This window comes from Jannaschia sp. Os4, assembly GCF_016820245.1.
GTDB lineage: Bacteria > Pseudomonadota > Alphaproteobacteria > Rhodobacterales > Rhodobacteraceae > Jannaschia.
In genome coordinates this window covers 746246-770837 of record NZ_JAFCAR010000003.1, presented here as the reverse complement: position 1 = coordinate 770837, position 24592 = coordinate 746246, and the positions used below count along the sequence as shown (strand labels likewise).

At 66.8% G+C, this 24592-nt stretch carries 19 protein-coding genes; 13 read left to right on the top strand and 6 right to left on the bottom strand.

Annotation, left to right across the window (positions count from 1 at the left end; translation table 11 throughout):
• Positions 1-114 precede the first annotated feature (114 nt).
• A complete protein-coding gene (locus JQC91_RS08745) occupies positions 115-330 on the bottom strand; it encodes a helix-turn-helix transcriptional regulator (protein WP_275296997.1) in 216 nt (71 codons plus the stop codon).
• Between the two features lie 153 nt (positions 331-483).
• Between JQC91_RS08745 and JQC91_RS08740 the strand changes: the two genes are divergently transcribed.
• Both JQC91_RS08740 and JQC91_RS08735 read left to right on the top strand, forming a co-directional pair.
• Entirely contained in the window at positions 484-1716 is a 1233-nt protein-coding gene (locus JQC91_RS08740) for a hypothetical protein (RefSeq protein ID WP_203286413.1), read from the top strand.
• Positions 1717-1731: 15 nt separating this feature from the next.
• On the top strand, positions 1732-2232 hold the full coding sequence (locus JQC91_RS08735; protein WP_203286412.1) for a hypothetical protein: 501 nt from the start codon (positions 1732-1734) through the stop codon (positions 2230-2232).
• 500 nt (positions 2233-2732) lie between these two features.
• On the opposite strand, the gene JQC91_RS08730 is transcribed toward JQC91_RS08735, so the two are convergent.
• Positions 2733-2978 (bottom strand): hypothetical protein, encoded by a 246-nt coding sequence (locus JQC91_RS08730; protein ID WP_203286411.1) that lies wholly within the window; start codon positions 2976-2978, stop codon positions 2733-2735.
• A complete protein-coding gene (locus tag JQC91_RS08725) occupies positions 2975-4408 on the bottom strand; it encodes a DUF262 domain-containing protein (RefSeq protein WP_203286410.1) in 1434 nt (477 codons plus the stop codon). The genes JQC91_RS08730 and JQC91_RS08725 overlap by 4 nt, the downstream gene beginning before the upstream one ends.
• A 238-nt stretch (positions 4409-4646) precedes the next feature.
• Here JQC91_RS08725 and JQC91_RS08720 point away from each other — a divergent pair, with 238 nt between their 5' ends.
• Together JQC91_RS08720 and JQC91_RS08715 are read left to right on the top strand one after the other, a co-directional pair.
• Entirely contained in the window at positions 4647-6443 is a 1797-nt protein-coding gene (locus tag JQC91_RS08720; RefSeq protein WP_203286409.1) for a site-specific DNA-methyltransferase, read from the top strand.
• Complete coding sequence (locus tag JQC91_RS08715; protein WP_203286408.1) at positions 6443-9073, top strand: DEAD/DEAH box helicase family protein; 2631 nt, start codon at positions 6443-6445, stop codon at positions 9071-9073. Before JQC91_RS08720 ends, JQC91_RS08715 begins: the two co-directional genes overlap by 1 nt.
• A 565-nt stretch (positions 9074-9638) precedes the next feature.
• Here the strand turns inward: JQC91_RS08715 and JQC91_RS08710 are convergent.
• Together JQC91_RS08710 and JQC91_RS08705 are read right to left on the bottom strand one after the other, a co-directional pair.
• Entirely contained in the window at positions 9639-10370 is a 732-nt protein-coding gene (locus tag JQC91_RS08710; protein WP_203286407.1) for a transglutaminase family protein, read from the bottom strand.
• A gap of 16 nt (positions 10371-10386) precedes the next feature.
• Positions 10387-11049, bottom strand: coding sequence for a cation transporter (locus tag JQC91_RS08705; RefSeq protein ID WP_238941381.1), 663 nt, complete (start codon positions 11047-11049; stop codon positions 10387-10389).
• Between the two features lie 91 nt (positions 11050-11140).
• Here JQC91_RS08705 and JQC91_RS08700 point away from each other — a divergent pair, with 91 nt between their 5' ends.
• The gene (locus JQC91_RS08700; protein ID WP_203286406.1) at positions 11141-11611 is read left to right on the top strand and encodes a helix-turn-helix domain-containing protein; all 471 of its coding nucleotides are present in this window, start codon (positions 11141-11143) and stop codon (positions 11609-11611) included.
• Between the two features lie 260 nt (positions 11612-11871).
• On the opposite strand, the gene JQC91_RS08695 is transcribed toward JQC91_RS08700, so the two are convergent.
• On the bottom strand, positions 11872-12828 hold the full coding sequence (locus JQC91_RS08695) for a LysR family transcriptional regulator (protein ID WP_203286405.1): 957 nt from the start codon (positions 12826-12828) through the stop codon (positions 11872-11874).
• Positions 12829-12955: 127 nt separating this feature from the next.
• Between JQC91_RS08695 and JQC91_RS08690 the strand changes: the two genes are divergently transcribed.
• The 8 genes from JQC91_RS08690 to JQC91_RS08655 all read left to right on the top strand — a co-directional run bounded on the left by JQC91_RS08690 (position 12956) and on the right by JQC91_RS08655 (position 24538).
• Positions 12956-14641: a glutaredoxin domain-containing protein gene (locus JQC91_RS08690; protein WP_203286404.1), complete on the top strand. Its 1686-nt coding sequence runs from the start codon at positions 12956-12958 to the stop codon at positions 14639-14641.
• A 72-nt stretch (positions 14642-14713) separates the two neighbouring features.
• Positions 14714-16117: an NAD(P)/FAD-dependent oxidoreductase gene (locus JQC91_RS08685; protein ID WP_203286403.1), complete on the top strand. Its 1404-nt coding sequence runs from the start codon at positions 14714-14716 to the stop codon at positions 16115-16117.
• A gap of 22 nt (positions 16118-16139) precedes the next feature.
• Entirely contained in the window at positions 16140-16529 is a 390-nt protein-coding gene (locus tag JQC91_RS08680; protein ID WP_203286402.1) for a DoxX family protein, read from the top strand.
• The gene (locus JQC91_RS08675) at positions 16526-18049 is read left to right on the top strand and encodes a CvpA family protein (RefSeq protein WP_275296984.1); all 1524 of its coding nucleotides are present in this window, start codon (positions 16526-16528) and stop codon (positions 18047-18049) included. Before JQC91_RS08680 ends, JQC91_RS08675 begins: the two co-directional genes overlap by 4 nt.
• Positions 18050-18053: 4 nt before the next feature.
• Positions 18054-21134, top strand: a complete 3081-nt coding sequence (locus JQC91_RS08670) for an efflux RND transporter permease subunit (protein ID WP_203286400.1) — start codon at positions 18054-18056, stop codon at positions 21132-21134.
• A complete protein-coding gene (locus tag JQC91_RS08665) occupies positions 21131-21610 on the top strand; it encodes a hypothetical protein (RefSeq protein WP_203286399.1) in 480 nt (159 codons plus the stop codon). Before JQC91_RS08670 ends, JQC91_RS08665 begins: the two co-directional genes overlap by 4 nt.
• Positions 21611-21622: 12 nt before the next feature.
• Entirely contained in the window at positions 21623-22765 is a 1143-nt protein-coding gene (locus JQC91_RS08660; protein ID WP_203286398.1) for an ester cyclase, read from the top strand.
• 387 nt (positions 22766-23152) lie between these two features.
• Positions 23153-24538 (top strand): mechanosensitive ion channel family protein, encoded by a 1386-nt coding sequence (locus JQC91_RS08655; protein ID WP_203286397.1) that lies wholly within the window; start codon positions 23153-23155, stop codon positions 24536-24538.
• Positions 24539-24592: the final 54 nt, after the last annotated feature.

Sequence of the window (24592 nt, the reverse complement as noted above, 5' to 3'; positions counted from 1 at the left end):
CGTGCCCACGGAAGGAAGGCTCATACCGCGCACCGACCCCGAGGGTCCAGCCTAACGATCGGGGGACAAATGCCGCTTTCCGGTAGCTCCCGACCCGCCTTACGATTTAGGGCGTCAGTCGGAGGCCCCATCCATCGCCTCCAGAACAGGCTGCAACACCGTCATCGGCGCGACCTCGAGCTCCCGAACCCATGCGCAGAACTCCACGACGTCGAGCCGTCGCTCCCCACCCTCGCACTTCGCGACGTAGCTCTGCGGACGTCCGAGCCTGTCGGCCAAGCCCGCCTGCGTCATCCCGGCCCCGTGCCGCGCATTCCGCAGCGCATCCATCAAAGCCCAGTGCCCCGGCGACCTGAGACTCTTTCCCATTTCCACCCCCATGCGACGTCGGGGGTTGCGATGATCCCATGATCGGATAATCCCATTTCAGGATCACAGGTCGGGAGCGACCGGAGGAGGGACACGATGCGAACTTGGACGGCCTTGGCGGCCCTGCTGCTTTCCACGACGGCGGTTGCGGCGGAGGACTACTATTCGGGTCACTACCACTGCGGCGACGGACCCGAACATGCCTATGTCATCGCGTCGGACGAGGCGTTCAGCATCTATCGCCGCAGCCCCGGCGAACGCGACTACCGGGGGATGGGTTATTCCGGCCCGTTGGCGGCGGGAGAGATCATCTCGGCGACGCGCAACGGCTTCGACGGGACGATCGAGGCGTTCGCGCCGGACGGGTTCGCGATCCGCTGGACGTCGCCGGTCCGGATCGCCGAGGCATGCGACCCGTTCACGGTGTCCGAGCAGCCTGCGCCCCTCGCAACCTATGAAGAGTTGCGCGATTACGCTGCGGTCGCGAAGCCATCCCCCGACGCGGCCCGCGAGATCGACAGCCGCGCCGAGAACCTCGCTCCCGTCGGGCTTCTCCCGCGGCTGGACCAAGCTTCCCTGCCCCGGGCGACATACGATGCGGTCGCGGGCTACTGGGATCGCCATCTTGACCACTACGCCGAAGTCGCACGAACGGCGGACGTCGCCGACGGCGAAGCGGCGGAGACCTTGATGGTGTCCCTACGGGATGCATTCCCCATCGACGCTGGCCCCGGCGGGAACCTTGCGGCCACCCAGCCCTTCCTCGACGCCTTCGGCAGGATCGTCGAGGTCGCCGCGAACAGGATCGAGGCGGCGGGTCATGCCGTCGCGCCCATGACGTCCGTGGATGACGACACGCTCTGCCAGATCGTGGACGACGGTCGGAACCGGACCCGCACGGACGACCTACAGCACCTCTTCGGCCTGCCTTACGTTCACTGGGACCGACAACTGGTCGAGGCGACCATCGCCAAGCTCGAGACCTGCGAGCGCTTCGGGCACCGCAAGGCCGATGCGCTCGCCGACCACTATCCCCGCATCCTCGCCCTCAAGGAGGCGCGCGTCGCCCAAGTCGCTGCGCGGACCGCCGCGGACGACAAGGTGCAGCAGATCGAGGACCGCATCGCGGAGATCGAGGCGCTTCCGCCGACGGCGGAAAGCCACTTCGAGACGCGCGGCTACGCGAACGAGTTCGGACGCCCCCCGCGCGACCCCGCGATCCGCGAAGCGATGGCCCGGTATCGCGAGGTTCTGCACGACCGCCAGCTCGCCTCGATCTCGATCCTGTCCCGGTTCTATGCCGACAACCTCGGCTTCGAGGACGCGGAGATCCTCGCGGACGACTGAGACAGCGCCGCCGTTGTGCGGAACCGTTGCGGCATCCCGGCGGCCTACCGGATCGACCGCCTCACCAACCTGGAAGCGCGTCTAGCCTGCGAGGCCGCCATCAAGGCGGCCGTCGCGCGGCGAAACGAACTTCGATGCGACGCAGCGGTCGCGCCGATGATCGAAGCCGGTGCTCCGGTCGACGAGATGCTGCGCGTCGAGAACCTCGACGGCTCGGACGCCGGGGCTTGGCGGGACTCAACGCTGCGGGAGAAGCTTTGCTTCGCAGTTGAGGAAGGCGGCACGGTCACCTATGAGATGGAGGGCTTTTTCGGCACCAACCATACGTTCACCGTCACGAGTGATCGGCGAGCGGAGGCTTGGACGAAGGTCACACTCAACGAGGCGCCCGATGGAAACGGGTTCGTCATCGACGAGGTCGAGCATGGCGTGGGTGGCAGCCTCGACGACGAAACGCTAGACTTCCGACTGCGGTGCATCGCCAGGCCGGGGAAGCGCGACTGCGAGGGCGGCTGATTGGTAGCACGCATTGCTAGGTTGGAGAGGCGGACAAAGGTCCGCTCCCCTTCCCCTTCGGTCCTGCCATTGAAACCCATATGGTCTGGGTGACTGTTTGGAGGTCCTCGTTCGGCTGTTGTACGTATTTCCCTTATCAACCTACATTCGAGAAGTTGGTCGCCCTGCCTCATCTGCTCGGTACACTGGCCCGAGTGCGACCGGCCTTACCGCCAGAGATGCCCCTTGAACACCATCTCACGTTCCATGGTTGAACAGGAGCGGTTCGAACTAACCGAAGGCTGCTTCCGGCCCTTAGCGGACATTCACCGCCGCACTGCGGCGCCTTCACGACCAGGGTTACTCCAGCAATAACTGCCATGCCTAGATTAGCTGTCCAATATATCCGGAGCAGCATGGAGAATGCGAGGGTAAGCAGCGGCAAGACACTTTGGCGGAGGAGATGGTGCGGAACGCGAATCCCGGAGTGGGCTACGAGAGGGCCGTCGACATCTTAGGCCTTAGACTACGTCCTGTATGCCGACGTCCTGACCCTCGCACAGCTTCGTCATGACCGCGTGGACCATGGTGGCACGCTCGTTGAGGAAGTGGTCGTAGTCATCGCTGCGCAGCGCGTCGGGTGGAACGCAATGTGATCGGAGCCGTCGATCGACCTCATCTACCGGCAGCCCAACCTCTTCGGCACGCTCGGCGACATAGGTGGACGGCGGCTTGCTGGAAATTGTTCGGTTGGTCCGCCAGCTCACCAGGGCACAGTTGAGCGCGCAGAATACCTGGCGCCGAGGTCGCCCTTCAGCCTCCAGCCGCGCCTTTGGGAAAAGGTGGTGGTACTCTCGCCCCTCCAGGCTTGCCGCGGAGAAGCGTTGCTCGTCGGCGAAGTCGTAGCCGCCCGTCCGCAGGGAGGCAGCGAGGATGGCCCGTCCCAGTCGGTCCTTCGTCTTCGGCCAGCCCCCCGTGTGCAGGGCGCTGGCCTCCGGCAGCGGCGTCTGCGCGTCATTAAACAGTGCCGGCAAGGCGTCGTCCCCGTCGCGATGGCGGACAAGCTCCCGATAGTCTGAATCGTGCGCGTGGCCGAGGTCTTGGCGTAGCGCTCGCTGAACGCGCCTCGCCAAAGCGCCCGACGAGCGAGGCGGCGGGCAGCGCCCTCGGCGTCCTTGCCCTCCGGCGCGTCCGCCCAAAAGGCGCCCATAAGCGTCACCAGTGGGTCGGCAGGGACGATCATGTGGTTTACCATCGCTTCGTCAGCGAGGAACCCGACGGCACGCCTCAACCCGCGTTCGACGCGGTCCCAGACATCCACGAGATCCTGCCCGAAGCGCGGCTGCAAGTAGGTCGCTCGGTTCGGTGCGCGGCCCGACAGAACCGCGCCGACGGCCAGCGCGACCTCGGCGGGCTCACCATAACGCGACAGCGTGGCGACGCGCGATACCAGCCGTTCGACGCGCTCGTGCAGGGACGTGCCGGTATCGGCCTCGACCTGGGCCACGACGATGTCGAAGGCTGTCAGCGCCGTGCCTTGGGTGTTCATGCGGATGAACACGTCGAGAGCCGTCTCGCGATTGGTGACCGTGGGCAGAGACAAGAATGGTAGCGAGTAGGTCGAGACGCGCGAGCGTAGATCGGTGATGGCCTCGTTCATTGCCATAGCCCGGTCCATGTCGCCCCCCGACGTCGCCTTGACCCAGGTCTTTGCCTTGTCCGCCCCCGCCTGGCCCGGGCGCAGCAAGTGGACGGGGAAGAGGTCCCGCGCCGCGACGGCATCGTCGTCGTCGCACCAGACCGGGTAACGCTGCTGACCCTTCATGTAGCGTCGGACGGTCTGCACGTCGGGCGCCGCCGGGGCGGTGAGCGAGACGAAATAGGAGACGTCGTCGTAGTCGTCCGAGAGGCTACGCCAGAGCGCCGTCATGCGCTGCTGCCCGTCGAGTAGGTGGTAGGACGCCTTGCCACCCTCGGGCGCACCGACGATGGGACGGGCGTGGAAGGGTGGCGTGTCGCCTACCTCCAGCATCAGCAAGGCGCCGACCGGCAAGGAGGGTCGGCGCAGCACGCTCTCCAGCAGCCCCTCCACCTGCGACCAGCCCCACGCCTCGTAGCGCTGGAAGCGTGGCAGGACGACGGCCCCGTCGGCGATCCAGCCGAACCATTCCTCGATCGTGCGGTTGCGAGCTTCCATGGCGCCGAGATCCTCCGTGGTGTCGACAGGACCTATCGCCAGCGGACGGGCGCATGTCGACCACGGTAGGGGTTCGAAAAGCTATGGCGTCCAACCTGCGGGTGGTCGAAGAATGGCCACGCCGGATTCATGGATGCGTAAGGTCATCCAGTGATACTGGTCGCCGACTCCGGAGAGGGGGTCGAGTAGGGTGGAGCGCAGGCGCCGTGCCCTGGACTTGCGCGGAAGGGAACACACGATGACCGAGCTGAACTTCAAGGGCAAGGAGTTCGTCTACAACCACCACCTCTCCGTGCCCTTCCGTCCGCTGGAGCCGCAGGCGGAGAAGGGGATCGGGCCGGTCGATCTGGACGGCAACCTGATCGTGCAGGGGGACAACCTGCACGCGCTTAAGGCGCTGCTGCCGCGCTATGCGGGCAAGGTCGACTGCATCTTCATCGATCCGCCCTACAACACTGGGAACGAGGGCTGGGCCTACAACGACAACGTCAACGCGCCGATGATCCGGGAATGGCTGGAGGCCAACCCGATCGGGATCGAGGACGGGCTACGCCACGACAGGTGGTGCGCGATGATGTGGCCGCGTCTGCGGTTACTACATGAACTTCTTTCAGAAGGAGGAAGCATTTGGATCACAATTGATGATCACGAACTTCATCGGCTGAAGCTCATAATGGATGAAATTTTCGGGCATGACGCATTTGTAGAGCAAGTGTCATGGCAAAAGAGGTACACGCGAAGTAATAACACAAATGACTTCACCTCCGTAGTTGATTATATCGTTATATATCAGAAATCGCCTGACTTTCAGGTAAACCTTACAAGGCGTGACGATACGACAGACGGGCGTTATGGGAACCCGGACAATGATCACCGGGGGCCTTGGAAGGCTACACCATTCCTGAATCAGGTATCCCCGGAGAAGCGGCCTAACTTGTGCTATCCTATTACAAATCCACACACTGGAGAGACTACAAACCCAACAAAGAAGGCTTGGCGAAACGATCAAGAAACGTATAATCGGCTGTTAGCTGAAGATCGCTTTTGGTGGGGTGCTGATAGAAGGAAACCCATTCCAGACATCAAATCATTCCTCAACGAAGTAAAAGACGGAATGGCCCCTATCAATCTATGGTCTCACGAATTTGCAGGTAATACAGATGCTGCGAACAACGAAATCAAAGCAATATTTGGGGAAAAGGTATTTGATACCCCGAAGCCTGTAAAGTTGATTGAACGAGTGCTTGAACATGCAATATCTCACGACGGAATCGTTCTCGACTCCTTCGCCGGCTCCGGCACCACCGCCCATGCCGTCCTCGAAGCCAACAAGCGCGACAGCGGCAATCGGCGCTTCATCCTGGTCGAGATGGAGGACTATGCCGATCGCCTGACCGCCGAGCGGGTCCGGCGCGTGATCGAGGGCTACGATTTCACTGGCACGCAGCGCACCGAGTTGCTGCGCGAGAAGCTTACTTGGACCAAGCTCAAGAAGGCCGACAAGCTGACCGACGCGGTCGAGAAGATCGAGAATCTGCACGGCCACGAGTACGACGCCGTCAAGAAAACGGTGAAGGACGGCGAGCTTATCGTCACCGGCGAGAAGAAGGTCGAGGAACGGGCCGAGGGGTTGGGCGGGACCTTCACCTACTGCACCCTGGGCGAGCCGGTGGACCTGAACGCGGTGCTGGAGGGCACGGACTTGCCTGCCTGGGACGCGCTCGGCGGCGTTCTGTTCCACATGGCGACGGCCCGAGCCTTTGACGCCTCCACTGCGCGGGAGGCGGACGGGTATCTGGGTGAGGCGGACGGTCGCCACGTCTGGTTGATCTACAAGCCTGACCTCGATTGGCTGAAATCGCCCGAAGCGGCGCTGACGCTGGCCCGCTCCCGTGGTTTCGCCGAGACCGCGCCGGACGCGCGGCATCTGGTCTTCGCACCTGCCCGGTTCGTCAGTCAGGCAATGCTTGATGCCGAAGGGCTGCCGGTGGAGTTCGCGCCCCTGCCCTTCGCGCTCTACCGGATCGAGCGCTGATGTTCCGCGACCTCGCCTACCAGGGCCGCGTGCTGACCGCGCTGGACGCCCATCTCGACGCGCTGACGGTGACGAAGGCGAAGGCGGATAAGGTGGCGGCGCTGGCCGCTGCCGATCCCGATCTGGGCATCGAGGTGCCCGACTACGCCAAGCAGGCGTGGGATACGCTGAAGGCGAACGGCATCCTGCCTCCGTCGCGTGCAGGGATCGACTATTCTCCGCGCCACGATGGTACCGGCCGCCCGGTGCCGAACGCAGTGCTGAAGGTGCCCACGGGTGGCGGCAAGACTTACCTCGCCGTCGCGGGCGTATCGCGGATCCTGAACCGCTATCTGGGGCGCAATACGGGCTTCGTGCTGTGGATTGTGCCTAACGAGGCGATCTACACGCAGACGCTGAAGAACCTGAAAGACCGCCAGCACCCCTACCGCCAGGCGCTCGACGTCGCCGCGGCGAACCGGGTGAAGGTGCTGGAGAAAGGCGACCGCCTCGACCGACGCGACGTCGACGCGAACCTCTGCGTGATGCTGCTGATGCTCCAGTCCTCGAACCGGCAGGACCAGGCGACCTTGAAGATGTTCAAGGACCGCGGCGACGTTCACGGCTTCTTCCCGCCCGAGGGCAACCAGTCCGCCCACAAGGCAGCGCTGGAGGCCACGCCGAACCTCGATGCCTACGATGGGCTGTGGCCGATGGTGAAGGACTCGCTGGGCAACGCCCTACGGGTCCTGCGTCCCGTCGTGGTGATGGACGAGGGGCACCGGGCCGTGTCCGACCTCGCCTACCGGACGCTCTACGGCTTCAACCCTTGCTACGTGCTGGAGCTGACGGCGACGCCGCAGGACGTGAAAGCGCGAGGCGGTGCGAACCCTCAGGGCGCCCGCTATGCGAACCTTCTGGTGGAGGTGACGGGACGCGAGCTGGACCGCGAGGGCATGATCAAGATGCCCCTCAACCTCGATCCCCGGCAGGGCACCGACTGGAAGGCCACGCTGAACGCCTCGCTCGACACGCTGAACCGGCTCCAGAGCGAGGCCGACCGACTACGAGCCGAGACGGACCGCTACATCCGTCCCATCATGCTGATCCAAGTCGAGCGCACGGGCGCCGACCAGCGGTCGAGCGGCCATATCCATGCCGAGGACGTGCGAGAGTGGCTGCTGTCCGCCGGGTTCGACGCTGCCGAGATTGCGGTGAAGACGGCCGAGCAGAACGACCTGAACGCGCCGGAGAACCAGGACCTCTTAGCCCCGACCAACCGAATCCGAGCGATCATCACCAAGCAGGCGTTGCAGGAAGGCTGGGACTGTCCCTTCGCCTATGTGCTGTGCAGCCTCGCGGCGAACTCGAACCTCAAGGCGATGACGCAGCTCATCGGGCGCATCCTGCGTCAGCCTGGCGCGACGAAGACTGGGATTGATGCGCTGGACGAGTGCCATATCGTCACCCACCACGCGACGACCCGGGACGTGGTGGCCGCAATCAGGGACGGGTTGGAAAGAGATGGCCTAGGTGACTTGGTCCTCCAGGTCTCGACCGACGACACGAGCGGGACGGGCAAGGTCTCGCGACGAGTCGACCGGCGCGATACGTTCAAGAGCCAAGCCATCTACCTGCCTCGGGTGCTTTGGGTCGATGGCGGAACGGCGCGGCCATTGGATTACGAGACCGACATCCTGGCCGCGCTCGACTGGCGCGGGTTCGATCCCACCCCGATTGCCGACCGCGTCCCCGACAACCCGCAGGCGGCAGAGAGCCAGTTGCAGCGGATCACGCTGTCTGACGCTGACGGCGAGCTGGTCGACAACCGGCCCGTTGCCGAAAGTACCGAGGTCATGGCCTTCGATCCGGCCTACGCTGTCCGCATGATCTCGGACGTGGTGATCAATCCGTTCGTCGGTCGGGAGGTCGTCAGTAAGCTTCTGATCTCGCTCGAAAGTAGAGGGTTTGACCAGGCAAAGATGGGTAAGTTCTCCGGGCTGATCGTGGAAATCCTGCGCGATGGTCTGATTGCCGCGCGCGACGAGAAGGCCGAGGCGTTCTTCCGGGCTGAGGTTCATGCGGGGCGCATCCAGTTCCGCCTCCGCGCTGACGGCAACAACTGGAAGATGCCCGATACGATCCTGACAACCGAACCCGTAGGCGCACGCCAGCTTATGAGCAATGCAGGCACGGCGCTCCAGAAGAGCCTCTTCGTGCCAATCTACGAGGCCGATCTGAACTCCGATGAGCAGGCCGTCGCAGCTTACCTCGATGGTGAGGACGCTCTGGTTTGGTGGCACCGCAACGAGGCGCGTTCGCAATACGGGCTCCAGGGCTGGAGGAAGAACCAGGTCTACCCAGACTTCGTATTCTCGATCTGCAAGGCCGATGATGCCGACAAGGCGTCCGGAACAACCGGACGGGTCACTGCGCTGGAGACGAAAGGCGACCAGCTCGCCGGCAACCTCGACACGGAGTATAAGCGCAAGCTGCTAGCTTTCCTGTCAAAGCATTTCGCATGGGATGGCACTGCGCCGTCCGGACAGTTCACACTTGTTCCGAACACCGGCGAAACCGTCGATGCGGCCTTGGTGCAGATCAAGGATTGGAAGGTAGAGCTACCAAAGCTTCTCGCCTCCCCCGACTAGACCCCCCACACATGGCCAATTTTGGACACCCCAGAGCGTGCGCGTCTAAGCTGTTATCACACCCGCAGCGAACGACCGCTTCCCGCCCTACCAACAACGGGATTGACCTCTCCTAAGACATTTTTTGCTCCTCGCTGAAGCTCTCGCGAAGGTTCGACGGAAACGTCGAGAAAACCCTAGGCCGCTCAAGACTGTGCTACACAGAATGCTACACAGCCTTCACTGAAGCGGCCCTTCAAACCCATATATATCAAGTTGTTACAGTCTTGCTGCCGTTCCGCCAGCGGATTCGTCTCCGCCACCATCCGTCTGCCTAGATGTATGCGAGCTGCCCTTTGCGTTACGTTATTGTGCGTGCACGCGTGTTCGCGTCGGCTTTGCTAGACATTTCGCTACACGTCTCTGTCTGAAGTTCGCCAACGCCGCATCGCTCGCAGGCACCAGGGTTCCACGCGACAGGCATGTGGATGTGCCCAGCAGGTCCGCTCGATGTGCGTCGGAGGTTCGAGCAGCCCATTCCTGAGCGGCCGCGAGCAAGGTCTCTTGGGACATGGACTTCGCCCTCTCATCCAGCAGTCGCTCGAAAATCGGGAGGTAGACTGGATCGTTCACGGCCAGACGTCCGACGACCCGCAGCCCGGCCTCGATCTCTGCGATCGAGGGCTCGGTCGGTCCATGTTGCGATCGGGGTCGGCCTCGGAAGGCGTGAGGTCTTTGCGGTGGCCGTTGTGCCGAGGCCGAGGTCGCGGGCAATGCCGGTGCGCTGGATATAGGTGTCCCCGCCCGACCAGATAACGTCCGGCGCTTGGAGGCAGGCCGTCCCCGCCCCATAGGCGCAGAGCGAGGACCGCCCGGCGAACTTCCTCTGGAGCACGCCGAGGAACGCCGCGTCGAGGGTGAACCCTTCAAGGTTCACCCAACGGCCGTCCCATTCGATCTCGACCCAGAAGTGCAGGATCTCCTCGGGCGCGATGCGGTAGGCAACCTCGGGCACCACGCCGCGCTGGAGGGCCTTGTGGATGGTGAAGCCGTGCAGGCGGCACGGGACGCCTAATGCCCGCAGCAGCGCCATCAGCAGCGTCGCCTTGGTGTTGGACTGCCCGAAGCCGTCCGTGAGCACGGTCGATGCCGGGATCGCGTCGTCGCGGTTGTAGCCGAAGGCGACTTCGTCGGGCACGACGTCGTAGGCCGCGCCGACCCGATCGAAGCGCGGCAGGTCGGCCCAGCCCCGCGCGGCGATCAGGTCGCGGATCGACGGGTGGTCGTAGTCCAGAAGCGGGGTCGGGCGGAGGAGCACGTGGTTCTCTTGCGCGTCATGAGTGTTGCTCCGCTGTATGTGCCTCGTGGCCGCCAGCAGCGTTGCTCGCCTCTTTCAGCTCGCCCAAGGCCTGCCGCAGGATCGAGACGGAGGCCGACAGAAACAGCACCGACATGACGCCCGCGACTGCGAGGTCAGGCCAGGCCGTGCCGGTGCCGAACACGCCGAGGGCGGCAGCCACGACGGCCACGTTGCCGATGGCGTCGTTGCGCGAGCACAGCCACACCGAGCGCACGTTCGCGTCGCCGTCGCGGAAGCGCAGGAGTAGCAGGACCGAGGCGAGGTTCGCCGCGAGCGCCAGCAGCCCCACCACGCCCATCACCGGGGCGTCCGGCAGGCCCGGCCCGAGCGCGGCCCAGATGGTCGACCCGAACACCCACAAGCCCATCAGCGCGAGGCTCGTGCCCTTGGCCAGCGCCGCCGTGGCGCGCACGCGCAACGACGCTCCCAGCACCGCGAGGCTGATCGCGTAGGTCGCGGTGTCGGCGGCGAAGTCGAGCGCGTCGGCCTTGAGCGCCTGGCTGCCCGCCAGCGCGCCGGCCGTCATCTCGACGGCGAACATGGTGGCGTTGATCGCGATCACCGCCCAGAGCGCGCGCCGGAACGGGGCCGAGGCGTCCTTCATCTCGGGCCCGTGCCCGCAGCATCCACCGCTCATGATCGTCTCCCGAATCTTGTTCGGGACCACAGGTAGGGGCTACAACGGTTGTAGCTTCAAGCCCCGATGTGGACGTGGAGGGAGAAAGACGATGACGGAGCGCTTCACCGTGGGCCAACTCGCCCGCGAGACTGGGATCGCCGTGGGCACCGTGCGGCACTACGAGAAGATCGGCCTCCTGCCGCCCGCCGCGCGCAGCGAGGGCAACCAGCGCCTCTTCGACGCGGCTGCCCGGCGGCGGCTGGGCTTCCTGCGCCACGCACGCGACCTCGGCTTCTCGCTCGACGCCACGCGCGAACTTCTGGACCTCGCCGACCATCCCGACCGGCCCTGCGACCGGGCCGACGTCATAGCGCGGCGGCACCTCGCGGACGTCGAGAGCCGGATCGCCCGGCTGGAGGGGCTGCGCCGCGAGCTGGTCCGCATGGTCGAGGGCTGCGTTCAGGCGAACGAGGGCGGAGCCGTCGCGGAATGCCGCGTGATCGAGACGCTGGCCGATCACGCGCATTGCGCAAGCGATCATGAGGGCAGGGAGGATGATGTCGTCCGGAAGGGGCGCTAGGCGGTTCTCCCCAGCTATACTGGTGCAACGGTTTCATCTGACCAATTCGTCCGACGTGAACGTCCCGCGGTCAACGAGGGCAGTCGGGCTTGGTGGAAGGACTGTTCGTCGGCATGGGAAGCCTCCGTACAGGTCGGGACTTCGTAGAAGATGGACGGGCCATGGCGTCCCAACACGCCCCGATTACGAACGCCTCGTTCCCGTAGGGGACCGGAATCAGCAAGACTGCGCGTGAGCACTGACGCAACTTGGGCGACGCGCTACGGCCGAACCAGGTCTTCCGCGAGCGCTCGTCCGTGCTCCATCAGGATATCGAGGAAGACGGCGACCGCGGGGATCGCCGCGCGACGCGGCGGCATCACGGCCCGGATCTCCATCTGGGGGCCGATCCAATTCGGGAGGGCCCGCACCAGCACCCCCGCGCGGACGAGAGGACCACCATAGACCTCGGGAATGAGGGCCACGCCCGAGCCCGCGGTAAGGATCCCGAGCGCGACGGTCGGATCTCCCACCTTCACCAGCGCTCTGCTTCGGAGGATGCGGATGTTTCCGTGCTCGTCCGAGAGTTCCCAGTCGGCGGAGACACCTTCGACGGCGATGACGATCCGTCCCATTCCTTCGACCGCAGCCACGTCATTCAGGTCGATGCGAGCGGCGGCCGTGCGGTGGACGTAGGGAACGAGCCGCGAGGCGATCAGCTTTCGGGAGACAAGGTAGGGCTGCGGTGGCGAGCCGATCCGTAGGACGAGGTCGAGATCGCCCTCCATCGGATCAGGGCCGTGCCCGGTCACGACGAGCGTCGTGGCGACCTGCGGGTGGAGCTGCGCCATGCGCGCGATCGCGGGCGCAACGATCTTCTGGCCCGACAAGGCCGAGGCGGCGATGCGCAGGGTGCCCTGAGGCGTTCCCTGCGCGGAACGCATCGCCTCCTGCGCGTCCCTCGCGACCTCCAGCGCCCGGTTCGCCACCGGCAGGAGGCCGCGCCCGAGGCTGGTCGGGACCATGCCGCCATGGGTGCGGTCGAAGAGCGGCCCGCCCGCCGCGCCCTCCATCTTGCCGACCGCGCGGGAAAGGACGGATTTCGCGATCCCGTGCCGCCGCGCCGCCGCGCTCATGGACCCTGCATCCGCCACCAAGGCGAAGAGCCGGAGATCGTCAATCGAATAGCTCGACGCGACGTCCGGGTCCGTTCCGGGTGATGAGGCCGATGGGTTCAATGCACGGCTCGCCGTATCCGTTCCTCTCGGGTCGTTCCGCTTCGAGAACGGCCCGTTCGGGTTCCGTCACTATCCGGGGACGGCTTACATCGCAATGTTTGGGCAACCCTGAAACGCGGAGCCCGACATGACCGACCGAGCCGACGAACCGATCCAGATCTTCACGAAGCCCGACTGCCCCTACTGCGCCAAGGTGAAGGACGTCCTCGCGGAGGCGAGCCTCCCCTACGGCGAGGTCGACGTCACGGCCTCCGACCGCAACGCGAACCTCGCGGTCTTTCTCTCCGGCGTCTCAACCGTGCCGCAGACCTTCGTCGGAGACACGCATGTGAACGGCTCCGGCGACGTCTCGGCGCTCCGCGCGGCGGAACGGCTGATCCCGTTGGCGGCCCGCGCGGACGGGCCGATGGATCTGTCGATCCCGTCGGACGCGGCGGTCGGCGAGGGGGCGGAAGACCTCAAGCTGCGCGACGTCATCCCCGAGGTCGACGGGTCGACCTCCGACGTGCCGGAGGACCAGCCGATCCTGCGGATGTACAAGGAGTTCTTCGGCTTCTGGCCGAACTGCTTCTACTACCAGTACCATTGGCCGGAGGTCGCCTACCGCCAGTTCGTCTACTGCCACAACGCCGGCGCCATCGGCGGTGGCAAGAAGGTGACGGGCAGCGAAGTGATGAACGCGCTCGGCTACGCCACGTCGAACGCCCAAGGGTGCAATTATTGCCAGGTCCACTCCGCCTCGGTGGGCGAGGACGATTCCGCCGGCTATGCGAAGGCGATCGACCGGGCCCGGAGGGGCGACCACTCGGGAACCTTCGGGCCCTTCGAGGCCGCCTTGGCCGAACTCGTGGCCCATTCGTCGACAAACGAGGTGACGGAGGACGACCTCGCCCTCGTGCACGGCTATGCCGACGAGGCGCGCTTCACGAAGCTCGGCGCCGACGCCAACGTCGAGGCCGCCTCGATGATCGCCGCCGCGTTCGGCTTCCTCAACGTGTTCAACGACCTTACCGGCGTGAAGGTCGAGGCGGAATGGGCCGAGAAGGCCGAGTCCGGGGCGGGCATCGAGACCGGGCGCCACGGCGCGGACGATGGCCCCAAGGGCAACCTCGACCACGACATCCCCGAGGGCGGCCCCTCCATGGCGCGTATGCTGGCCCATTACGGCAAGGATGCGATCACCGCGGGCGGCCCCGCGCGCTACGCCGAGGCGAAGCTCGGGATGGAGCCCGCATGGATGGCCGAGTGGCCCCTGCCGCTCCGTCCGCTGCACGCGCGCTTCTACGTCGGCGTGATGACCGACGAGGACGCGGGCGACGTGTCCATCGCGCCGGAGCTCAAGCATCTGATGGCGCGGGTCTCCCATGTGGCCAAGGGCAACGACTACCTCGCCGCCTCCGAGGGCTGGCTCGCGTGGCATGCCGCGGGTCGCACCGAGCGTGCCGTCGAGCGCGTGCGTCACGCCTTCGACGCCGCGAAGGATCGACCCGACGCGGAGGATCTCTTCGACGAGGCCGAGCGCGCCGCACTCAAGCTCGCATGGCTTTCGGCGCAGGTTCCGCTGACGACGCCGCGCGCATGGGTCCAGCCCGCCGTCGACGCCTACGACCCGACCGAGCTGGTCCATCTCATCACGGTCTGCGCGATGGCCTCGATGATCCAGCGCTTCTCGGCCATCGCGATGCCGAAGGTGGAGCCGCAGGTCGATGCGTTCCTGCGCGAGCATCGGCTCCCGCTCGACACCTTGGCCATCCGCTATCCGCTGCGCGGCGATCGCGCGGCGGCGGGCGGCGACCTGTCCCAGGTCGCCTGACCCCCGCGCGACCGCCGACGTCCCCTCTCCCCCCGGCGGTCGCGCCTCTCCCTTTCATCCGGAGGTTCCACCATGACCCGTTCGACCCCATTCGACCTCGCCGTGATCGGTGCCGGCTCCGGCGGAATGGCGGCGGCCCGGCGTGCCGCCGAGGCGGGCCTGTCCGTCGTCGTCTTCGAGGGCACCCATGTCGGGGGCACCTGCGTGAACGCCGGCTGCGTCCCGAAGAAGCTGCTCGTCCATGCCGCCCGCATGTCGGACGCCGCCGCCGAGATGCGGCAACTCGGCTGGCGGCACGACGGGGTCACGTTCGACTGGCCCGCGCTGCGGGACGCGGTGATCGGCGAGGTCGATCGGCTCTCGGGCTTCCACGCCGACAGGCTGCGAAAGGCCGGCATCGCGCTCGTCCAGTCCGCCGCCCGCCCGATCGGGCCCGACGCGGTCTGCACCGGTGACAGCGACATATTCAGGACTAACGCGATCCTGATCGCGACGGGTGCACGCCCGATGATTCCGGATCTTCCAGGGGCGGAGCACTGCATCACCTCGGACGATCTCTTCACGCTGACCGCGCTTCCGGAGCGCATGGCGATCGTCGGCGGGGGTTACATCGCCGTGGAGTTCGCCTGCATGCTGGCGCGCTTCGGGGTCGACGTCACGATCCTCGAGCGCGGCGATCGCCTCATCAAGCCCTTCGACGCCGAGGTGTCCGGCCTTCTGCTCGACGCGATGCGCAAGCAGGGCATCACCGTTCGGCTCGGTGCCTCCGTCGATGCGGTCGACCGAAACGCCGAGGGCCTGCGCCTCGATGGCGAGGGAACGGGCGACGATGCCTACGGCGAGGTGCTGATGGCCGTCGGTCGCGCGCCGAACACGGACGCGCTGCATCTCGGGACCGTGGGCATCGAGACCACCGAGCGCGGCCACATCGTCGTCGACGACGACGGCCGGACCTCCGTCCCCTCGATCCGCGCGGTCGGCGACGTCTGCGAGCCCATCGCCCTCACCCCCGTGGCCGTTCGTGGCGCGCGTCGGGTCGTCGATCTTCTCACGGGCGAGGACGATCCGCTGCCGCGTCCCGATCTCGTTCCGACGGCCGCCTTCACCACGCCGGAATGCGCGAGCGTCGGGCTGACGGCCGACGAGGCGCGAGACCAAGGGCACGACGTCGTCGAGCGGCGCACGTCGTTCCGTCCGCTCGCAGCCCTCGTGTCCGGCTCCGACATGGACGTCTTCATGAAGGCGGTGGTCGCGCGCGGCGACGGGCGGCTCCTCGGCTTCCACTTCTTCGGCCCGCACGCCTCCGAGGCCGCGCAGCTCGGCGCGATGGCGCTCCATGCGGGCCTCACCGCGAACGAGCTGCACCTGACCATGCCGCTCCATCCCTCCATCGCCGAGGAGATGATCGGCCTCGGCATGGCCGACGAGCCGCTGCACCAGCGCGTCGAGGACGACGCCGCGGCAAAGGCCGCCTGATCCCGCAGAGAGGAGACTTCCGATGACCACCTTCGAACCCGCCGCCCGGCCCGCGACGTCCAAATGGCAGAACCTTACCCTCTGGGCGTTCCAAGTCCTCGCGGCCCTCGCCTTCCTCGCCGCCGGTGGTTCAAAGCTGATCGGTGCCGAGAGCATGGTGGCCCTGTTCGACCAGATCGGCATGGGACAGTGGTTCCGTTACCTCACCGGCCTGCTCGAGGTCGGGGGCGCGATCCTTCTGCTGATCCCCGCCACGGCCTGGATCGGCGGCGCGCTGCTCGCGACCGTGATGGTCGGGGCGATCTACACGCATGTCGCCCTAATCGGCGGGTCGTTCGTTCCGGCACTCGTCCTCCTTCTCGTCACGGGGACGGTCTGGTGGGCGCGCCGCCCCCGAGGCCCGTCCGCATGAGCCCGTCGGACCTCACCCCCGTCGATGCCGTCCTCTTGGGCGGCATCGCGACGCTCGCGCTGCTCGGGCTGTCCCGTGGCGCGATCCGGAGCTTGGTCGCTCTCGTCGCGACGGCGGGCGTGGCCGCGTTTGTGCTCGTCTTCGGTCCGCGTCTCGCACCACTCGATCCGCCCGCGCCATGGCCCTTGATCGCGCTCGGCCTCTTGGTCTTCGGCGCGTTCCTCCTCAGCCGGATCGGACGGAGCGCGGTCGAGCGCGGCGTCTCCCCAGCGAAGGGGTGGGTCTCGCGCTTGGCCGGCGGTGCGCTCGGCGTCGGCCAAGGCCTCGTTCTGGCCCTCACGTCCGTCACGTTGCTCTTCGCGGGACCGATCCCCGGCGCGATGAGCCAGTTGGATCGCGTCCGGATGGCGACGGCCTATTCCGTCATCCAACAGGTCGCCGTCGAGACGGACCGGATCGAGCTTCCCGCTCCCCTCGCCCGCCCCGAACCGGACTCGGTCGAACCTCCCGCGCGCCCGGTCGTCTGGACCCGGATCGAAGCGGTGGACGGCCAAGCCGAACGTCGCCTGTCGGGCTCCGTCGAAGCGGCTCGGCGCGCGCCGCTGTCCTTCGAGGAATCGGGCCGCGTCGTCGAGGTCGAGGTCTCGACCGGCGACCGCTTCGAATATAGCGATGTCCTCGCCCGTCTCGACGACACCGCGCTGCGCCAGTCTCTCGATCAGGCCGAGGCGAACCGCGTCGAGGCCCAGGCCGCGCTGGCAGAAGCCGAGGCCGACTTCGTCCGCCAATCGACCCTCTTCGACCGCGACGTCGTAGCCGCGGCGGCCGTCGAGAACGAGCGCCTGCGCCGCGACGCCGCCCGTGCCCGTCTCGACGTAGCGATCTCGGCGGTCGAGCGGGCCGAGGATCGCCTGGAGGACGTCGTGCTGCGCGCGCCCTATGCGGGGCGCGTGGCCGAGCGGCGCGTCGAACCCTCGCAGATCGTGACCGCTGGTGAGCCGGTCTTCGACATCCAAGGCCAGGAGGACGGGTTCGAAATCTCGTTCGACGTGCCCGAAACCCTTCTCGGCCAGATGGAGATCGGCGCGCGCGAAGATGTCGAGATCACCGCCCTGCGCGGGCCCGTCACCGGCGTCGTCGATCAGATCGGTGCCCGGGCATCCGGCTCGTCCCTCTTTCCGGTGACGCTACGAATCGAGGATGCCCCCGATGCGCTGCGCGCGGGGATGAGCGCGGAGGTCCGGCTTTCCGTCAACGCCGAAGGCGGGGCGGGCCTCCGCATCCCTGCCACCGCCGTCCTGCCCGGCGAGGGCGACGAGACCCATGTCTTCGTCCACGACGACGCGACCGGGCGGCTGAGCAGAGTCCCCATCGAAATCCTGTCCTTCGAGGGATCCGACCTGCTCGTGGCCGGGGACGGTCTGGACGGATCGGTCATCGTCACCCGCGGAGTCGCCTTCCTCGAGGACGGGGAGCGCGTCGAACTCTTGGGGCGGGACTATGCCCGCTACGACGGGTGACGCGATGCTGACCCGCCCCGCCTCCCGCTATCCCCGCCTCGTCTTCTTCCTCGTCGCCATCCTGATGGCGTTCGGCGCCTATTCCTACCTGACGCTGCCCGCGCAGGAGGACCCCGCGATCACGATCCGCGAGGCCATCGTCACGACACGCTATCCCGGCCTGTCGCCCGAACGGATGGAGCAACTGGTCACGAAGCCCCTCGAAGTGGCGATCAACACGATGCCGGAGGTCGAGGAGATCCGGTCCTCGTCGACCAACGGCTTGTCGATCATCCACGTCGAGGTGGCCGACCGCTTCTTCGAACTGGACCAGATCTGGGACGATCTGCGGGTTCTCGTCGAACGAGCGGCCCCGGATCTCCCCGACGGCGCCACGCCGCCCGTGGTGACGGACGACGTGGGCGACGTGGCGGTCATGACCGTGGCCCTGCGAGGCCCGGACTACACGCTGGCCGAGCTTGAGGAACTCTCCGACCACGTCCGCGACATGCTGGTCGCCGTGCCCGGCGCCAAGAGGGTCGAGGTCAGCGGCCTTCGCCCCGAGCGCATCTACGTCGAGACGCGCAACACGCAACTGGCCGAGCTGGGCATCTCGACGGAGGCGATCATCGGCGCTTTGCGCGCCCAGAACGTCATCCGCCCGGGCGGAGAGATCGACACCGGGGACAAGGCCTTCCTGATCGAGCCCACCGGCGATTTCCGGACCTTGGACGATCTGCGCGATGCGCTGATCCGCACCCCGGATGGCGGCACGATCGCGCTGCGCGACGTGGCCGAGGTGCGCCGGGACTATGCCGATCCGATCCCGCAGGCCGCGTTCTACCAAGGGGAGCCCGCGATCGTGCTCGCCGTGTCGATGCAGGAGGGCCAGAACGTCCTCGCCTTCATCCCCCTTCTCGAGGAGCGGCTGGAGGCCTTGCGCGCCGACCTGCCCGTCGGCACGGCGCTGGACGCGATCACTGACCAATCCGTCCCCGTCGAGCGTGCGGTCTACGGCGTCACGATCAGCGTCCTCCAGACGCTCGGCATCGTGCTGGCCGTGGTCGTGCTGCTGCTCGGCTTCCGCACCGGCTTCATCGTGGGCGCGATCGTCCCGATCGTGATGTTGGCGACCTTGGCGGTCATGGGCTTCCTCGGCCTGCCGCTCGAGCGGATGAGCCTCGCCACGCTGGTGATCGCGCTCGGCCTTCTCGTGGATGGCGGGGTCGTGGTCGCCGAGGACTTCAAGACCCGTCTCGCGCAGGGCGACGATCGCGACGCCGCGTTGGACGGCGTCGGCAAGGAACTGTCGCTCCCGCTCCTCTCGTCGACGGCCACGACGGTCCTCGTGTTCCTGCCGCTCATGCTCGCGGAGCACGTGGCTGGCGAATACACCCGGTCGATCTCCATCGTGATCGCGATCGCGCTGAGCCTTTCTTGGCTGGTGGCGATGACCGTCACCCCGATCCTCTGCCACCGCTTCGCGACGGCACCGGACCCGGACGCCAAGAGGCCGTGGAACGAGCGCATGTTCGACCCGCTGATCGCGAGCTACCGACGCCTCCTCGGCTGGGTCCTGTCGCACCGGCTGATCTCCGGCCTCGTGGTCGTGGCCTGCTTCATTGGAGGCGCGGCAGGCGTCGCGACCGCGCCGAGCCGGTTCTTTCCCGGGTCGGACCGCGCGCAGATCATCACCTATCTCGACCTTCCGGCGGGCGTCACCGCGGACGCGACCGAGGCGCAGGTGCGTGACCTCCTTCCCAGCCTCACGGCCGACCGCTTCGACTGGCTGGAGGACCAGGTCGCCTATGTCGGCTACGGCGGTCCCCGCTTCGTCCTCTCGCTCACCCCAATCGACCCCGCGCCGAACCGCGCGGTGCTGATCGCCAACGTGGATGCCCCCGAGAACGTCGGGCGGGCGGTCGAGGAGCTGCGCGACCACCTGACCCGGGCCCTGCCGGACGTCCAGGCCAGGGTCACGACGATGTTCCTCGGCCCCTCCGACAGCTCGATCCTCGAGGTCCAAGTCAAGGGACCGGATCGCGACCTCCTCTACGCCATGGCCGGCCGGATCGAGATGGCCTTGGCCGAGATCCCGGGGGCCATCGACATTCGCCAGGACTGGGAGAACCGCATCCAACGCCTAGTGGTCGAGGTGGACCAGAACCGGGCCCGGCGCGCAGGCGTGACCTCGGCCGACGTCGCCCGGTCCATGTCGTCCTTCTACTCCGGCCGCGCCGTCACCGAGTACCGCGAGGGCGACGACGTAATCCCGGTGATCGCGCGTGCCTCGGAGGCCGAGCGCACCGATCTCGACCGCATCCGAACGCTCGCCGTCTTCGGCGCGGACGGCACTGCCGTTCCGCTCGCGCAGGTGGCCGACGTGCGGCTCGCCAACGGATATGCCCGGATCGAGCGGGAGAACCTGATGCGGACCGTAACGGTCCAAGCCCGTTCGACCGAGGCCGCCGCCGAGGACATGGCGCCGCAGATCGAGGGCGCGCTCGACGAGCTGCGCGCCGAGCTTCCGCCGAACCACTCCATCGAGTTCGACGGGATTATCACGCAATCCGCGGAAGGGCGCGCGTCGCTCCTCGTGAACATGCCGCTTTGCTTCGGGATCATGGTCGTGCTGCTGGTGGCGCAGTTCAACTCGTTTCGCCGGCCGCTCGTCATCCTCGCGACCGTTCCGCTGATCGTCACAGGCGTGGCCCTCGGTCTGCGTCTCTTCGGGGCCAACTTCGGGTTCATGCCGATACTTGGCATGCTGTCCCTGGCGGGGATCATCCTCAACAACGCGATCGTCCTGATCGACCGGATCGACATCGAGCGGGCCGACGGAAAATCGGGCCATGACGCGATCATCGACGCGGCGGCCCGCCGCCTGCGCCCCATCGTCATGACCACGCTCACGACGGTGCTGGGACTCCTGCCTCTGATCCTGTCGAACGACCCGCTCTTCTACGGCATGGCGGCCGTGATGGCCGCCGGCCTCTTCGTCGGCACGGCGCTCACCCTAGGGGTCGTCCCGTTGCTCTACGCGGCGCTCTTCGCCCGCGACGTCCGCGCCGACTCCACGCCTGAACCGGAAGGAGCCCCGGCATGATGCGCCTTATCGCCCTGATCCTGCTCGCCGCCCCCGTCGCCGCGCAAGAGAGCTACGACGGCACCCCTGATTACGGGAGGGCCATGGTCGAGCGCATGGCCGAAACCGCCGATGCGGATGGGGATGGGAGGATTTCGTATCCGGAGGTCGACGCGTTGGCGAAAGCGGTCTTCCCATCGATCGACGCGGACGGAGACGGCGCCGTGACGCGCGACGAGATGGTCGGCTGGGAATACGGCTTCGCGGACCTCGCCGCATTCCGCGGGCGGGACGAGGCGTTCCGCGCGACGGTCAACGTGGTCTTCGACATCTTCGACCGCGATGACGACGGACGCGTCACTCCATCGGAGCATGTCGCCGCTGCCGCCCATTCCGCCCGCTACGCCGACCGCGACGGCGACGGGACGCTGAGCCGGGAGGAGTACCTCTCTGGCTTCATCTTCAACATCGCGATGCGCAACGCGCTCGTCCGCTGACTGGAGGGTACGATGACACGTCTTCCCACGATGATCGCCGCCACGTTGCTGGCCACGGCCGCGCCAGCGCAGGAGGTGCGCCAGATCTCGACCCACATGGGGGAGATGACCGTCGAGGCGGGCGGGCCGGTCGAGGTCGACGACGCGCTCCGCTTCGAGCCCTACCAGCAGCTCGAAGAGATGTTCATGCGCGACGACGTGGTCTTCCTCATGCGGCATGGGCCGACGGACTGGTCCAAGCTCGACGAGAAGGGCGTGGCGCCCGACGACTGCGCCAATCAGCGGATCCTCAGCCCCGACGGCACGCGCAACATGCGCGACCTCGGCGCGCTGATGGCCGTCAACGACATCCTGCCCGCCGAGATCGTCGTCAGCCAGTGGTGCCGCAACCAGCAGACGCTCTCGGCCCTGCTCGAGGGGATGGAACGGATCGATGCATCCCTGCCCGAGGCGATCCCCCACCGCACGGAGCCCGGGCTGAACCTGCTCCTGTCACTGCGCGGCTCGACGGACGTGTCGCCGCTCCGCGCACTCGTCTCGGGCTGGGAGGGTAGCGCGACCAGGCCAGGCCCTCTGCTCGTCGTGAGCCATTACACCAACATCGAGGAGTTGACGCAGTTCAGGGTCTTCGAAGGCGAATTCCTCGTCCTCGACCCTAAGCGCGACAACTACGTGCTCGGCTACGTTCGCTTGAAGTCGGCCCAGCCCGACGTGGGCCACTTCGCCGACGCGCTGGCCTCGCCCCTCCTGGAGCGCGATCGCGCGACCGACATGGTCGAGCGCTACTACGCCGCCCTCGTCGAGGGGGACGCCGATACGCTGCGTGGCATCCTCTCACCCGAGTGGGTCGATCGCGGTCCCTCACCATCCGTCCCGGACGGAGACACGAGCGGATTCCTGGACGAGATCGCGCGGATCACCGCAGGGCTCTCGGACGCCGACTTCTCGATCGACGACCTCCAGATGTCCGACGACACGATCACCGTGAGGGGGACCGTGACCGGACGCCATACGGGCGACCTCTTCGGCGTGCCCGCGACGGGGCGCGACGTCGCGTTCGGGGGCATCGCGCTGCACCGGATCGAGGACGGCGCCATCGCCGAGAGTTGGCAGATGGTCGACTGGACCACCTTGATGTCCCTCATCCGAGATTGAGCCGGCACGCAGACGTCGAAGATGCCCGCCGAGGTCTGCGAGGTCGGGCCGGGCCGCATCGAACCTTACCGAGGAACCGGCATGAGACCATCCATCCTCCACCGGCGATCGGGGCACTCGAGCTCCGCGGTCCGCAAGACCTTTTGGAGGGTCGCGACGCTGCTCATGATCCTCGCTCCCGCGTTGATTACGACGCCGGTCTCGACGCAGATCCCGGGATTGCCTGGCGCGGCAGGCGAGGAGGCTGTGCAGGCCCCGATCGACCCGCACGGCAGGGAGACGCCGCGCGGTCTCGTCGAGGGCTTCCTCGGCGCGCTTGCGGCAGGCGATCCGAGCAGGTCCGAGCCATACGTCGCCGCGCCCGAAGGGGTTGAGGGTCTCAACGTCTTGCAGCTGCGGCGCGTCCAGGCGGCCTTGGACGTGGCCGGGCATCTCACGGCGACCTCCGAATTGAGCATGGCCGCAAGTGGACGTCTCGACGACGGGCTCGCGCCGAACCTCGAACGCATCGGGAGCCTCGCGGCCCCCGACGGGGAAGACGTGCCCATGCTCGCGGCGCGAGGGCTCACGCCCGAAGGCGGCGAAACGGAGGTCTGGCGGATCTCGGACGAGAGCATCGCGGCGATGCTCGCGCTCGACACGCGCGATCTCATCGACAGCTCACTGGGGGACTGGATCGCCGATTTCCCAGAAGGCCCGACGCTGTTCGGCGCACCGACGCGGGACTGGCTCGTCCTCTTGGGATATGCTGCCTTCGCCTACGGGGCAGCGTGGCTGCTCGTGGCCTTCCGGGGGATCGTCGGACGCTACACCACCGGCGGCGACGGTCGTCTCGGACGCTTCGTCGCCCTGTCAAGCGCGCCGCTTCGTCTCCTTCTGGCCGTGCTGATCTTCACGGCCGGGGCACGCTTCCTCGGCGTCTCCGTCGTCGCCCGCGCCCAGCTCGATTGGCTCGCGGGCCTCGCGCTCTGGCTATCGGTGGCGTGGATCCTCTGGCGCGCGGTCGATGCAGGGGCAGGCGCGCTTCTGGACGGCATGTCCCGACGTGGCCAGGTCACGGCCTTCTCCGCCGTCACCTTCTTCTCGCGGGTCGTGAAGGCCCTGCTCGTGGCGATTTTCGCGGCCATCGCCCTGCGCGCGCTCGGCATCGACATCACCGCGGGGCTCGCGGCGTTGGGCGTAGGCGGCCTCGCCCTCGCCCTCGGCGCGCAGAAGCTCATGGAGAACCTCATCGGCTCGGTGACGCTGATCGCCGACCGCCCGGTCCGGGTGGGCGAATTCTGTCGCTTCGGACCGACCCTCGGAACCGTCGAGGCCATCGGCATCCGCTCCACGCGCATTCGGACGCTGGGCCGGACCGTGGTCACCGTGCCCAACGGAGAGTTCTCGAACCTCCATCTCGAGGACTTCACCCACCGGGACCAGTTCCTCTTCCACCATACGATCAATCTCACCTACGACACCGACGGCCGAACCCTGCGGATGGTCCTCTCCGCGCTTCGCACGATCCTGCATGATGATCCGGACGTCCTGCCCGATCCGGCGCGCGTCCGGCTCACCGCGCTCGGCGCACATAGCAAGGACGTCGAACTCTTCGCCTATGTCCAGGCGGAGGACTGGAACGCCTATCTCGCGATCCAGGAGGAGCTGTTCCTTCGGATCGTGGACGCCGTCGAAGGAGCGGGGGCGGAGTTCGCGTTCCCGACCCAGAACCTCCACCTCGACGGACGCCTCCGGACGGCCGACGACCGTCCCGTCGAGGAGGCGGCGTGATGGCGACGCGGATACGGCACCGGTCCGTCACGTTCGGACCCGGTCAGCTCCGAC